15 protein-coding genes are annotated in these 13592 nt (G+C 59.9%); 6 read left to right on the top strand and 9 right to left on the bottom strand.

From position 1 onward, the window contains the following. Positions 1–37: 37 nt before the first annotated feature. Positions 38–886: a ferredoxin--NADP reductase gene (locus tag HGT1_RS11580; RefSeq protein WP_176250229.1), complete on the top strand. Its 849-nt coding sequence runs from the start codon at positions 38–40 to the stop codon at positions 884–886. Positions 887–968: 82 nt separating this feature from the next. Here the strand turns inward: HGT1_RS11580 and HGT1_RS11585 are convergent, their stop codons facing one another. Next, a complete protein-coding gene (locus HGT1_RS11585; protein ID WP_176250093.1) occupies positions 969–1727 on the bottom strand; it encodes a hypothetical protein in 759 nt (252 codons plus the stop codon). A gap of 207 nt (positions 1728–1934) precedes the next feature. Here HGT1_RS11585 and infC point away from each other — a divergent pair, with 207 nt between their 5' ends. Continuing rightward, a complete protein-coding gene (infC, locus tag HGT1_RS11590) occupies positions 1935–2483 on the top strand; it encodes a translation initiation factor IF-3 (RefSeq protein WP_217902984.1) in 549 nt (182 codons plus the stop codon). A 75-nt stretch (positions 2484–2558) separates the two neighbouring features. Here infC and HGT1_RS11595 read toward each other — a convergent pair whose 3' ends face one another. The 6 genes from HGT1_RS11595 to HGT1_RS11620 all read right to left on the bottom strand — a co-directional run bounded on the left by HGT1_RS11595 (position 2559) and on the right by HGT1_RS11620 (position 10536). After that, complete coding sequence (locus HGT1_RS11595; RefSeq protein ID WP_176250094.1) at positions 2559–4364, bottom strand: OmpA family protein; 1806 nt, start codon at positions 4362–4364, stop codon at positions 2559–2561. Positions 4365–4521: 157 nt separating this feature from the next. Further along, positions 4522–5313, bottom strand: a complete 792-nt coding sequence (locus tag HGT1_RS11600) for a xanthine dehydrogenase family protein subunit M (protein WP_176250095.1) — start codon at positions 5311–5313, stop codon at positions 4522–4524. Between the two features lie 108 nt (positions 5314–5421). Beyond that, on the bottom strand, positions 5422–7785 hold the full coding sequence (locus tag HGT1_RS11605; protein ID WP_176250096.1) for a xanthine dehydrogenase family protein molybdopterin-binding subunit: 2364 nt from the start codon (positions 7783–7785) through the stop codon (positions 5422–5424). A 168-nt stretch (positions 7786–7953) separates the two neighbouring features. Then, positions 7954–8439, bottom strand: coding sequence for a (2Fe-2S)-binding protein (locus HGT1_RS11610; protein ID WP_176250097.1), 486 nt, complete (start codon positions 8437–8439; stop codon positions 7954–7956). A 124-nt stretch (positions 8440–8563) separates the two neighbouring features. Beyond that, positions 8564–9571, bottom strand: coding sequence for a molybdopterin-binding protein (locus tag HGT1_RS11615; protein WP_176250098.1), 1008 nt, complete (start codon positions 9569–9571; stop codon positions 8564–8566). Beyond that, positions 9568–10536 (bottom strand): XdhC family protein, encoded by a 969-nt coding sequence (locus HGT1_RS11620; protein WP_176250099.1) that lies wholly within the window; start codon positions 10534–10536, stop codon positions 9568–9570. The genes HGT1_RS11615 and HGT1_RS11620 overlap by 4 nt, the downstream gene beginning before the upstream one ends. 137 nt (positions 10537–10673) lie before the next feature. On the opposite strand from HGT1_RS11620, the gene HGT1_RS11625 reads away from it, so the two are divergent. The 4 genes from HGT1_RS11625 (at position 10674) to HGT1_RS11640 (ending at position 12651) form a co-directional block, all read left to right on the top strand. Further along, positions 10674–10910 (top strand): BolA family protein, encoded by a 237-nt coding sequence (locus HGT1_RS11625; protein ID WP_176250100.1) that lies wholly within the window; start codon positions 10674–10676, stop codon positions 10908–10910. Between the two features lies 1 nt (position 10911). Next, entirely contained in the window at positions 10912–11160 is a 249-nt protein-coding gene (locus tag HGT1_RS11630; protein ID WP_176250101.1) for a hypothetical protein, read from the top strand. Then, positions 11157–11519: a Grx4 family monothiol glutaredoxin gene (gene grxD / locus HGT1_RS11635; protein ID WP_176250102.1), complete on the top strand. Its 363-nt coding sequence runs from the start codon at positions 11157–11159 to the stop codon at positions 11517–11519. Before HGT1_RS11630 ends, grxD begins: the two co-directional genes overlap by 4 nt. Positions 11520–11730: 211 nt before the next feature. Further along, on the top strand, positions 11731–12651 hold the full coding sequence (locus HGT1_RS11640; protein WP_176250103.1) for a calcium/sodium antiporter: 921 nt from the start codon (positions 11731–11733) through the stop codon (positions 12649–12651). Here the strand turns inward: HGT1_RS11640 and HGT1_RS11645 are convergent. Next, on the bottom strand, positions 12648–13040 hold the full coding sequence (locus HGT1_RS11645; protein WP_176250104.1) for a cell division protein ZapA: 393 nt from the start codon (positions 13038–13040) through the stop codon (positions 12648–12650). The genes HGT1_RS11640 and HGT1_RS11645 overlap by 4 nt on opposite strands. Further along, on the bottom strand, positions 13040–13540 hold the full coding sequence (locus HGT1_RS11650; protein WP_176250105.1) for a hypothetical protein: 501 nt from the start codon (positions 13538–13540) through the stop codon (positions 13040–13042). Before HGT1_RS11650 ends, HGT1_RS11645 begins: the two co-directional genes overlap by 1 nt. Positions 13541–13592 lie beyond the last annotated feature (52 nt).

Below are 13592 nucleotides of genomic sequence, written 5' to 3' on the forward strand. Positions count from 1 at the left end.
ACAAAGGACGGCGGGCCAGATGCCTGTCGATGAAATCATGACCGAGCAGACAGCCTTGACCCAAACTGACGCAAAACCCGTTCCGACCTTGCCAGACGCCCAAACCGTTACTTCCGTCAAACATTGGACGGACCGCCTGTTCTCGTTCCGCGTGACACGCCCTGCGTCACTGCGCTTTCGGTCGGGTGAATTCGTGATGATCGGGCTGATGGGCGATCCCGACCCCAAGACCGGCAAGCAAAAGCCGTTGCTGCGCGCCTATTCCATCGCCTCCCCGTCTTGGGACGAAGAGCTGGAGTTCTATTCGATCAAGGTGCAAGACGGTCCGCTGACCTCGAAATTGCAGCACATCCAGCCCGGTGACGAGATCATCCTGCGCCCCAAGCCCGTTGGCACGTTGGTGCATGACGCGCTGTTGCCCGGCAAGCGCCTGTGGCTCTTTGCCACCGGCACCGGCTTTGCGCCGTTTGCATCGCTGCTGCGCGAACCTGAAACCTATGAAAACTTTGATCAGGTCATCGTGACCCACACCACCCGCGATGTGGCCGAACTGGAGTACAGCCGCAGCCTGATCGACGAAATCCAGAACGACGAGATGATGCACGAGCTGATCGGCAAGGATAATCTGGCCAAGATCGTCTATTACCCCACCACCACCCGCGAGCAGAGCCCCAAAATGGGCCGCATCACGACCTTGCTGCAAGACGGCACCGTGTTTGCGGACCTTGGAATTGACGGCATCAATGCCGAAACCGACCGTGGCATGGTGTGCGGCAGTCTGGGGTTCAACAAGGATATCAAGGAAGTCCTCGAAGGGTTCGGCCTTGAGGAAGGGGCCAATTCCGATCCCAAGCATTACGTGGTGGAAAAGGCCTTTGTCGGCTAAAAGCCCCCCTCTTTGCAGAGAAGAAAAAACCGCGCCCTCTTGCGAAGGCGCGGTTTTGTTGTTTTCAGCTGATCGGTTCAGATCACATGTTCAAGGCAGTGCGGATACGACCCAGGATCGCTTCCAATGCTTGGGGGTCGTCTTGGGCAGCAATCAGGCCACGCTTGAGCATTGTCTTGTGCAACTCTGACAAGGACGATTGATCAACAAGCGCCTGAACCTCGTCAAGGTCGAAACCTGCGACAGTTGTCAGCGCGTCCGGTGTCGCAACGGCCACCTCGGCAGAGGCAGCGGCTTCGGCGTTGACAGCGGCAGTTTCTGCTGCGGCCTCAACAGCTTGGGCTGCCTCGGCTGTTGCTTCTGCGGCGTCAGCGGCAGTGTTTTCAGCTGCGGTTGTCGCCTCGGCTGCGGCCTCGGAGGTTGCGGTTGCAGCGGCGTCGACCGCGTTTTCTGTGGTTGCCATCGCGTCAGAGGCTGCCTCGGAAGTGGCTTGTGCCGCGTCGGTTGCAGTCTCGGTCACGGCTGTTGCGGCATCGGATGCCGCTTCGGCTGCGGCTTCGGTTGCTGCTGTTGCAGTGTCAGCGATCACAGTGGCGGCATCGGATGCGGCCTCTGTTACGGCATCAGCGGCTTGCGCTGTGGCATCTACTGCCTCGGCAACGGCACCTTCGGTTGCTTCAACAGCTTCGCCAACGGCGGATGTTGCGCTTTCCAAAGCGGCGGGTGCGTTGACCGCGTCGGCGGCTTCGGTTGCGATTTCTTGAACCGAACGGCCGGAATACAGCATGTACCCCCCGATTGCGATCAAGGCCGCAATGATGATCCAGACTAGATTTTTCATGATGTTTGGTGTCCCTTTAAAAATAGCGGTTTTTTCCACGCACACGCTAAAAGCGTGCTTGTCGCGTCAAATGGGGCTTGGAATGCCTAGTTGCAAGCGTAATTGGCTATTTTTGCGCAACTATAGCGCATTTTGCGGCTTGAAGAAGGACGGTGGCGCGTTTACCTTCTGACTTCGAGAATTAGGAACAATCAAAGGACGTTCATCATCGCTCGCAGACCCCATAACGCGCCGCCACAAAGAGACACAGGCCCGCGCATTAACGAAAATATCCGCTCTAACGAAATCCGCCTGATTGGTGCCGACGGCGAAAACGTCGGGGTTGTCACGCCCGGTCGCGCCATGGAAATGGCCGAGGAAGCGGGTTTGGACTTGGTCGAGATCTCTCCCAATGCCAATCCGCCCGTGTGCAAGATCATGGATTTCGGCAAATTCAAATACGAGACCCAAAAGCGCGAAGCGGAAGCCCGCAAAAAGCAAAAGATCATCGAGATCAAAGAGGTCAAGTTCAGACCGAACACAGATACCAATGACTATCAGGTCAAAATGCGTAACGTGTTCAAGTTTCTGGACAATGGTGACAAGGTAAAGATCACGCTGCGGTTCCGCGGTCGTGAGATGGCCCACCAGAACCTGGGTCGCGAATTGCTGGAACGTGTTGCCGAAGACACCAAAGAAGTCGGCCGCGTCGAGAACTTTCCAAAGATGGAAGGCCGCCAGATGGTTATGCTGATCGGCCCCTTGCCCAGCAAGTAACCCCTATTTTTGGTATCAAAACGCAAATGCCCCCGCGATTTCTCGCGGGGGCATTTTTCGTTTCTAAGCTGCCGCTTACTGCTGAAGCAGGCTGGTGATGTTCCTCACGACCGCGCGACGGTTCGCAGGTTCCGCGTCCCGCGTGCGCACTTTCAGCGCGCTTTCACCGTAGCCTTGGGTGATCAGGTTCGCTGGCGGCACGTTGAAATACTCGGTCAGTGCCAAGGCAACGGTTTCCGCACGACGGTCGGACAGGGCAAGGTTATAGCTCTCGCTGCCCACCGCATCGGTGTGCCCTTCGACCAGAATCACCGTGCGTGGATCATTGCGAATGGCGTTGCTGATCGCGGTCCCGATCTTGGCCAATGCTTTGGCTTGCTCTGGCAAGATCGCGGCTGACCCGGTGGCAAAGCGCACGGCGTCCAGTTCGATTTCCGGTGCCAGCGCGCGCACCTGCTGGATGTCACGCACCTGCCGCAAGGAGAACCGCTGCGCTTGCTCGCCGCGCATCTGGGTTTCCAGCGCCAAACGCAAGGCTTCTTCGTTCTGCTCGCTGGCAAGGCTGTATCTTTGCTCGACCTGTGGCAGTTCGTTCACCACGATGCGACGCTCGGTGCGGGTATCGTCGAACAGCACATATTCATTGCCCTGCGGGTCGATGTTGATGCGGCGCAAGACAGTGCCGTCACGGCCCAGAATGGTCACGACCTGGCTGCCATCGGGCTTGGTCACGGTTGTGCGGGCAGACCCGTCGTTAAACGTCTCGCGGCGCACTTCGTCCCCGGCCTGACGAACCAGCGCATCGTCGTCTTTCAACACGCGCAGATCGCCATTGGCATCTTCGACAACCAGACGGTCACCCGAATTGCTGACAACCTTGGACCCGTTTTTCAACACCGCGCCAACGGCCACAGCCCCGAGACCCAGCAAAAGCGCCTTTTCAAACTTGCTCAGGCCTTTGTCTTCTTGCGGAGCAGCTTGTGCTGCCGCCTGCCCTGTCACCTGGGTTGAAAACTCCTCGTCAGAGCTGCGGGTCTGCTCGGCAGTGACTTCTTCTGTCTCTACCTGCGCTTCGGCCTGACCACTGTCTGCGGCGGCGGCAGCTTCGGCAGCAGCAGCAGCTTCAGCGGCGCGCTGTTCCTGGCGTGCTTCCTCGGCGGCTTGCTGCGCGGCCAGTTCGGCTGCGATCTGCTCTTCGGTTGGCGCAGCCTCGGTCGGTGTTGCTTCGGCTTGTGCGGCGGGTGCCACTTCAGCAGCAGGCGCTTGCGTTGCTTCGGCCTCAGCCGCCGGTTCTGGGGTTACCACGACTTCAGCTTGTGCCTCAGGTGCAGGCTCGGCCTGCGCCTCTGTGGTCACTTCGGCCTCGGCTGCAGGTGCAGGGTCAGCAGCAGGTGCCGCTTCCTGAGCCGCCGCCTGATCGACAGCGGCCTGATCGGCAGCGGCCTTCGCCTCTGCATCGGCTGCGATCTGCGCCGCAATGGCTTCTTCCTGCGCTGCTGCCGCGGCAGCATCCGCATCCGCTTGCGCTTTTTCTGCAGCCGCCCGAGCCTCCGCGGCGGCCTGTTCATCCGCAGCAGCCTGAGCCTCTGCGGCGGCTTGTGCATCTGCCTCTGCCTGCGCTTGCGCCGATACTTCAGCCTCTGCGGCGGGGGTTTCTACCGCGCCAGTCGTGTCCAGAACGCCAGAAACGGTGCCTTGCAGCTGATCGCTCAACTGCTGCGCATCCAGCACTTCGGTGCCATCCGGCAGAACACAGGGGAACACGGCTTCGCTGCCTTCGGCCGCACATGCAGCAGACGTTGATTGCGCAAACCCGCCCGTGGGCAACGCGAGCGCCACGCACATCGTCAAAGAGGTCGTTGATTTAAGAAGTCTAAACATTTCATATCCTTACGGAATTACACTCGAACGCCGTTCGGGCAGCGCTTGTTGTAAAACACATGTCCGGCCATTTGGTTCCAGCGGATATTTGCAAGACAGCGGAAAGCCGCCTTTGATCGCTCAAAGACGGCTTTCCCAAATCACATCACCAGCAGGTTCAGGCCAGCGCAGCCACGGCCCGCTTGGTCATGACACCAATCAAATGGGCGCGGTAATCACCGGTCCCGTGCAGATCACCGATCATGCCTGACCCGTCGATCTTCAAACCGGCAACCGCATCGGCACTAAAATTGCCAGACAAAGCGTCCTCCGCCTCGGTCCAACGGAACACCCCGTTTTCCGATGCACCGGTAACCGCCACACGCACACCATCCGCAAACTTGGCAACATAGACCGCAACCAAAGGAAACCGCGACGCGGGCTGGATGAACTTCTCGTAATGCGCCTTTTCAGGGATCGGGAACTTCACCTCGGTGATGATCTCGCCCTCGTCCAAAGCGGTGGCAAACATCCCCTCAAAAAAATCGTCCGCAGCGATTTCACGCGCATTGGTGACGATGGTGGCACCACTGGCCAGAACCGCCGCCGGATAGCAGGCAGAGGGATCATTATTGGCAACCGACCCGCCGATTGTGCCACGGTTGCGAACGGCAGGGTCGCCAATCCGCGCCGCAAGCCCCGCAAGGGCGGGATATTGCGCGGCCGCTTCCTTGGCGACAACCGCATGCACAGTGCCCCCGCCAATGCAAATACGCCCCGCATCATCGGTGCAAATGCCCTGCATCTCTGCAATGCCTTTCAGCGACACCAGAACCGACGGCATCGCCAAACGCGCCTTAAGCGTCGGGATCAAGGTCTGCCCGCCACTCATCGGCTGCGCTTCTTCACGCCCCAAGGCCTTGACCGCATCCGCGATGCTGGTCGGCTTTTCTACGTCGAAATTATACATCTTCCGTCCTTCCAATCAGAGAGCGCGCCATAGCCCTTACTCCCCTCTTCATTTTGCCAAGTAAACTCCGGGGGTGTGGGGGCTGGCCCCCACTCCCGTCCTCTCAAATCAGCTGTTCATCGCTGCCCATACGCGCGCGGGCGTCACGGGCATGTCGATGTGCCCCACATCCTTGCCCCCCGACCGCATCGCATCCAGCACCGCATTGACCACCGCTGGTGGCGATCCGATCGCCCCTGCCTCGCCGCAGCCTTTCACGCCCAAGGGGTTGTGCGTGCAAGGCGTCTGGCAGGAATGATCCACCGTATAGAACGGCAGGTCACTGGCGCGCGGCATTGCGTAATCCATATAGGACGCGCTCAGCAGCTGGCCATCGCTGTCATAGGTACAGTTTTCCATCAACGCCTGACCGATGCCTTGTGCCAACCCGCCATGAACCTGACCCGTCACGATCATCGGATTGACGATATTGCCAAAGTCATCTGCCGCCGAGAACCGCTCGATGGTGACATGACCTGTTTCAGGGTCCAACTCAACTTCGCAGGCATAGGCACCGGATGGATAGGTAAAGTTGGACGGATCATAGAATGCCGTCTCTTCCAGACCCGGCTCGATGTCTTCGAGCGGGTAGTTATGCGGCACGTAAGCCGCCAAAGTCACATCACCCCAGGCCACGGATTTATCCGTGCCTGCGACGCTGAACGCACCGTCCTTCAGCTCGATATCACCCTCGGAGGCTTCCAGCAGGTGGGATGCGATCTTTTTCGCCTTGGCGATGATCTTTTCCGTTGCCCGCACCATGGCCGAACCGCCCACCGCAAGGGAACGCGACCCGTAAGTCCCCATCCCCATTGGCGTATTGGCCGTATCGCCATGCACGATCTCGATCATATCCTCGGGGATGCCGATCATTTCCGCGATCACCTGCGGAAAGGAGGTCTCGTGGCCCTGGCCGTGGCTGTGCGATCCGGTCATGACGACCAGACCACCGGTTGCATTCACCCGCACGGTGGCGGATTCGTACAGACCGGCGCGCGCACCCAGTTGCCCCACAAGGTTCGACGGCGCGATGCCGCAGGCCTCGATATAGCAGTTCACGCCGAAACCGCGCAGCTTGCCTTTGGCCTCGGAGGCTTTGCGGCGGGCGGCGAAACCGGCCATGTCGGAAATCTCTTCCAGCTTGTCCATGGTCGCCACGTAATCGCCGGTATCATATTCCACCGCCACGGGCGTGGCATAGGGGAATTCGGTGATAAAGTTCTGACGGCGCAGGGCAATCGGATCGACGCCCAGTTCATGCGCGCATTTATCGACCAGACGTTCCAACTGATAGGTTGCTTCGGGGCGGCCCGCGCCGCGGTACGCATCGACAGGCACGGTGTTGGTGAACACGGCCTTTACGTTCACATAGATCAGCGGCGTTTTATAGTTGCCCGCCATCAAGGTGCCGTGCAGCCATGTGGGAACGCTTGGTGCGAAGGTCGACAGATAGGCACCCATGTTGGCGTAAGTATCTGTGCGCAAAGCGGTAAAGTTGTTGTCCTTGTCCAGCGCCATCTGGATCTTGGTCACGTGGTCGCGGCCATGGGCATCCAACATGAAGGCTTCCGACCGGCTGGAGGTCCATTTGACCGGACGGTTGCAGGCCTTGGCGGCGAAGGTACAGAACGCTTCTTCCTGATAGTGGAAGATTTTCGTGCCAAAACCGCCGCCCACATCGGGGGCGACAACGCGCAGTTTGTGTTCGGGGATGCCCAACACGAATGCACCCATCAACAAACGGATGACGTGGGGGTTTTGCGAGGTGGTATATAGCGTGTGATCGCCGGTGCCACGGGCATAGTCGCCAACGGCCACGCGCGGCTCCATCGGGTTCGCGACCAGACGGTTGTTAACCAGTTCCAGCGTGGTCACGTGGTGGGCTTCTTCGAACGCCTTATCAACGGCACCCTTGTTTTCCTCGACGAAACCCCAGTCGTAACACAGGTTCGACGTCAGATCGTCATGGACCTTGGTCGCGCCTTCCTTGACGGCTTCCTTCATGTTGATGACGGCGGGCAGATCGGTGATGTCGAGCACGATTGCTTCGGCGGCATCGCGTGCTTCGGCCAAGCTTTCAGCCACAACAGCGGCAATCGGTTCACCAACATGGCGCACCTTGCCATGGGCCAGAACAGGGTGGCGCGGTTCTTGCATGACTTCGCCATGCTTGTCCGTGATCTGCCAGCCACAAGGGATCGACCCCACCGCTTCGAAATCCGCACCGGTGAAAATCTTGACGACGCCGGGCATGGTTTCCGCCGCCGATGTATCAACCGAGTTCAGGATCCCATGCGCGATATCCGAGCGCAGAAAGAACACATAGGCCTGACCGTGCAGGTTGATATCGTCCGTATAGTTACCTTCTCCGGTCAGAAACCGGATGTCTTCGCGCCGCTTGCTGCTGGCACCAATTCCGCCATCCTTTGGCATAGTAAATCCTCCCTATGGGGTGCCACTTTGTGTCGGGCACCATCGCGTTTGCAGGTTTATTCTGTTGGTGTGGCGCCACCCAGAACCACAGGGATACGCCTTTTTGATGCGGCTTATGTGCCTGCCCCTGCCTCCTCGCAGGTGCAGATGCGCCGCTTTTTATTCGGTTTATTCAGCCGCCAATGCGCTGACGTCCTGACCGGATGCGGCCATGATCGCTTTGACGATATTGTGGTAGCCGGTGCAGCGGCAGATGTTGCCGTCCAGATAATGGCGCACTTCGGCGACGGTCGGTTTTGGGTTGTCTTTCAAAAGGGCTGATGCAGACATGACCATACCCGGCGTACAGAAACCGCATTGCAAGCCGTGGTGATCCTGAAACGCCTGCTGGATCGTGTTCAGCGATCCGTCTGCGTTTGCCATGGATTCGATCGTCTTGACGTCAGCGCCGTCGGCTTCAACCGCCAGCATGGTGCAGGCTTTGACCGCTTCGCCGTTCACATGCACCACACAGGCACCGCATTGGCTGGTATCACAGCCGATATGGGTGCCAGTCAGTTTCAGGTTGTCGCGCAGAAACGACGCCAGCAAGGTCCGGCCTTCGACGTCGCCAGACGCGGCTTTGCCGTTCACGGTCATTTTGACCTGTGTCATAGAGTTCCTCCCTTAGGTATTCTTGTTCTCGTTGTACCGAGTTAAGCACGCCCCCACGCGGTTGAGAACCAAAATTTTCGCGACGCTTGAAAACATGCACAATTTTGCACGTCTTCGGTAAGACTTAGCCGCGACGCGGTTGCGGTCGCGTCACGATTTCCTTGAGCAACCCACCAACGCCCATGCCCGCGATATCGCGGTCCGTGACCGCAATGCCGCAGACGATCCGTGACAAGACCCAATCCGCCCCGTTCAAGGCAGGAGATCGTGCGCAGCCGGGCAAACCGATCACCTGCCGGTCACCCAGATTGCCCAGAAACAGCAGATTGCCCGGATCAACCGGCATCCCGAACCGCGCAACCTTACCCCCTGCCGCACGCAGGGCAGACGGGGCCACATCGTCGATGTCAGAGGTCGCCGATCCGGTCAGGATCAGCACCAACTCAGTGTCGGCCGCCGTGATCGCCGCGCGTAACGCGTCGGTCTGATGGGGCACCATCACCACATTCTTCAGCGCGACATTCAGCGCGACAAGCCGGTTGGCGATGGCCTCGCGGCCCTTGTCCCCTGCCCCGCCCTCTATCTCGGTGATGATCAATGTCGCATCTTGCAGCTTCGGGGGGGCCAGACGGATGGCCCCGCGGGCCGCTGCGCAGGCGCGGGTCAGGTCGGCCTGATCGACCCCGTAGGAGATGATCTTGATCGTGGCGACCATGCCGCCATCCGCCATCTGCTGAAACGGCGGCACTGTGGCGAGCGTGATCATCGGATGCACGGCGTTCGCGGCCTCCAGTGCGGGGACATCCAGAACAGCCACCCCCGGCCCTTTGGCCAGCAGGTTTACCCGGCCGGTAAAGGCGTTGGTCATCTCCAGATGCCGGTCTAGATTCCCGTCCAGATCGGGCGCATCGGACAGCAAGGCCTGCGCCAGTTGCGCGGCGGCGGTGTTTTCATCCACATCCGTGGCAGCCAGCCGTGCCACCGTGATCCGGTTGATGCCAGCGCCCAGCAGATCGGCAATGTGGTGATCCTCAAGCAGAACACCCTTGCGCAGCCGCCCCTTGGGCAGGGCCACGGAATGGGCGAGGAAGGCACCTTTGGCATCGGTTGTGGGGGTTGCGCCGAACTTCACGGTTTTCTCAGGCTCTGGACCATCTGCGCCAAAATCGACACCGCGATCTCGGGCGGGCCGGATGCGCCGATATCAAGACCCACAGGCCCTGCAATCCGCGCGATATCCTCGGCGCTGAACCCTGCCGCAGACAGCCGGTCGACGCGCGACGCATGGGTGCGTGTGGACCCGAGCGCACCGATGTAAAACGCATCAGACCGCAGCGCGATGTGCAAGGCGGGATCATCCAGTTTCGGGTCATGGGTCAGCAGCACAACGGCGCTGCGGGAATCGACGCCGACCTGTTTCAACGCGGCATCGGGCCAGTCGTTGATCACGCGGGACTCGGGGAAGCGGGCTTGCGAGCCGAAAGCCTCGCGCGGGTCGATGACCACCACGTCAAACCCTGCAATCTGCGCCATCGGGGCAAGGGCCTGCGCGATATGCACCGCCCCCACGATGACCAGCCGCAGCGGCGGGTTGTGGATCGCAATAAAGGTATCACCGTCTTCAGCGACGCCGGAACGATCCATGCGGAAACGGGCTTCATAGCCGTCGCGCACCAGACGCGCACTGCCCCCTGACAGTGACACCTCGTATCCGACAGGCTGGCGCGCCGCGCGTGCCTTGACCAGATCGGACAAAACATCAAACGGCATGCCGTCATTGCCAATCGGTTCGACCAGCACGCGGATTTTTCCGCCGCAGGCCAGCCCCACGGCAAAGGCATCGCCATCGCTCACGCCATATTCCAGCAGCCGCGATGTGCCGTCCTCGATCGCCTCAAGCGCCTCGATCACCACGGCCCCTTCGACGCAACCGCCCGACACCGAGCCCTGCATTTCGCCATCGCCGGAAATCGCCAGCTGTGCGCCCACACGGCGCGGGGCAGACCCCCAGGTTTCAACAACCGTGGCCAGCGCGGCACCCCGGCCCGCCTGGGCCCATGCATAGGCGCGTTCTGGTGCGTCTTCAAAGATATCCATTGGCCTGTCTCCGGTTTTGCGATGCGGTGCAGTTCCACATATGTACTGCGCGACGGCCCATCGCTCAATCAGATAACTTGCACGCCGCCGCCCGCACTACTACATCTTGGCAATCATAACCGAACGGAGCCGCACCAATGCCGATGCAAGCCAGTGAAATCAAAGACCTTCTGCGCAAAACCTTTCCAAATGCCGAAATCGAAGTCGAAGGCAACGACGGGGTGCATATGGCTGCGATGGTCATCGACGAAAGCTTTCGCGGGAAAAACCGCGTGCAGCAGCAACGTGCCGTCTATGCCGCGCTCAAGGGCAAGATGGATGGCCCCAGCGGCGATCTGCACGCGCTGGCCCTGACCACCAAGGCACCCGACTGATATGGTAGACCCGGTCCTTGTGGTCATTCTCAGCGTTCTGGTGCTGATCGTGGCGGTGCTGCGCGGCCTTCAGGCATTGCGTCACACCCGCGGCACCGAACGCGGATCGAAACCCGGCACGGGCTATCACGAGATCGAAACAACCTATCACTCTGGCGGTGGCGGGGGCGGACATCAAACCAGTTACCGCATCCCCCGCGACCCGCAAGAATACGCCAAACGCTTTATACCAAAGGACAAATCGAAATGACCGACACAGTTACCCAGATCAAAGAAACCATCACAGCCAATGACGTTGTCTTGTTCATGAAGGGCACCAAGTCGATGCCGCAATGCGGGTTTTCGTCCCGCGTTGCAGGTGTGCTGAATTATATGGAAGTCGAATTTGCCGATGTGAACGTGCTGGCCGACGAAGCGTTGCGCCAGGGCATCAAGGATTTTTCCGACTGGCCCACCGTGCCACAGCTTTACGTCAAAGGCGAATTCGTCGGCGGGTGTGACATCATCACCGAAATGACCCTGTCCGGCGAATTGGACGCATTGTTTACCGAAAGCGGTATCAAGTTCGACCAGGACGCCGCCGATAAAATCCGCGAAGCCAACGGCTGATTTTACGGGGGCCGGCGCGACAGACGCGCCGGCCCTTTTTTTCCACTTTTCTGGCCCCCCCAATCTGCCCCCCCAAAAAAACTTGCAGCGTGTTACCTCGCTTTGCCGTGGCGATAATTATTTTGGCCACCCCCATTCCCCCCCTTGTACCCATGGCCCGCCGATCCTTATCTGAATTGCGGGCGGATGGATTGCCCCGGGAATTGTCATTTTGGATTACATCTATGTTGCGGCCGGGCTTGTGTGCCTGTTTCTGGGCGGCGACGCATTGGTGCGCGGCAGCGTCGGTATCGCGCTAAGGCTGGCAATGTCGCCCCTGCTGATCGGTCTGACCGTGGTGGGGTTTGGTACCTCGACCCCTGAATTGCTGGTGTCTGTGAATGCCGCGTGGCGTGGCGTGCCTGATATCGCCGTGGGCAATATTGTCGGGTCCAACATCGCCAATATCGCGCTTATTATGGGGGTCACGGCGCTGGTCTGGCCGATCCGTGTGTCCGGTGCCACGATGCGCCGCGATACCGGTGTGATGATCGCTGCAACTCTTGCCTTGGTGCCGGTTTTCCTGATGGGGGAAATTGGCCGGGTCGCGGGTACAGGGCTGCTGGCCGGGCTGATCGGGTATCTGGTTTGGGCCTATCTACAGCCCGGTGATGTGGCGGAAGATATCGGCAACGACAGCCCGAAACCCAACGCCATCCTGTCGGTCATCTGGATCATTGCCGGGCTCGTCGCGCTGGTTTTGGGGGCGCGGTTTCTGGTCGACGGGGCGGTTTCCATCGCCCGTGACGCGGGCCTGTCCGAGGCGTTTATCGGGCTGACGATCGTGGCGGTTGGCACGTCCCTGCCCGAATTGGCCACATCCGTTGTCGCCGCGTTCCGCCGTCAGTCAGAAATCGCGATCGGCAATGTGATCGGGTCCAACATCTTTAACGTCTTGGGTATTCTGGGCGTCACCGCTGTGATCAAGCCGATCCCCGTTGCCGATCGTTTCGTGAGCTTCGATCTGCCCGTGATGATCGCGGTGTCGCTGCTGATCACCGCGCTGCTGCTCAAGCGGGCGGTGATCGGGCGGCGGACAGGCGCGGTTTTGCTGTTGGGCTATGCCGCCTATGTGGTGCTGGCTCAGGGTTAACCCGCAGCCTTGTCCTCAATCTCTTGGGCTAATGCTTCGGCGCGGGCGGCCATTTCGGCCAGCCCGTCGTTTACGGATTGCGGAATGACCGGCACCTCGATGCGTTCGGGTTCGACCACCACATTGCGCAAACCTTCGAGTTCGGCTTCGCGTTCAGCCAGTTCCGCGCGAACTTCGCTGATCTGGTCTTCGACGCTGGCGGTTTTATCGGCCAGTAACAGGCCTGCCATCAACAACATCCGCGCCTCGGGCATCCGCCCGACCTGATCGGACAAGACCTGTGCCTCGTCGTCCAGCATCTTGGCGGCGGCGTGCAGATAGCTTTCCTCGCCCTCCTGGCACGCGACTTCGAACTGGCGACCGCCGATGGAAATAGTGACTTCGGGCATCAGGCGTTCTCCTGCGCGGCTTCAACGAGAGGGGTAAGGGCAGACAGGATCGCGTCTGCCTCTGCGATTTCGGCGGTGCGGGCGGCGCGCAGGGCGTCCAGTTCGGCAAGCATGGCCTTGTTGATCAGATGAGGATCGCCGACGCCTTCCTGGTTTGCATCACGCAAGGCCGCGCAGGCTGCGGATAATTTCGCATTGGCCCGGCGCACCCGCTGCAATTCGACATCCAGCTTGGCCATGCGGGCTTGGACCTCCTCCGTTTGTGCCAGCTGGGCCTGTGCGGCGTCCAGCGTGGCCTGCACCTCTGCGGTTTCGGTCACGAGCCGCTGCTTGAGGATTTTGACACGCTCGGTCAGCTGCGCATTGGCAAGGCGTTCGTCTTCCAGTTCTTGTGACAGGTCGGGGATGCCTTCCTTGGCCGTGCCAAGTTTCTCCAATCCGCGCGACGCACGTTCCATCGCAGCCAGAATTCGGCCCTGCAATTCTTCTATGTCGCTCATGCCCAATGTCCCTCGCAAATCAATTGTCGCAGTTTGCCAACCATCGAATCGG

The organism is Sulfitobacter sp. HGT1 (genome assembly GCF_013282155.1).
Taxonomy (GTDB): Bacteria; Pseudomonadota; Alphaproteobacteria; order Rhodobacterales; family Rhodobacteraceae; genus Sulfitobacter.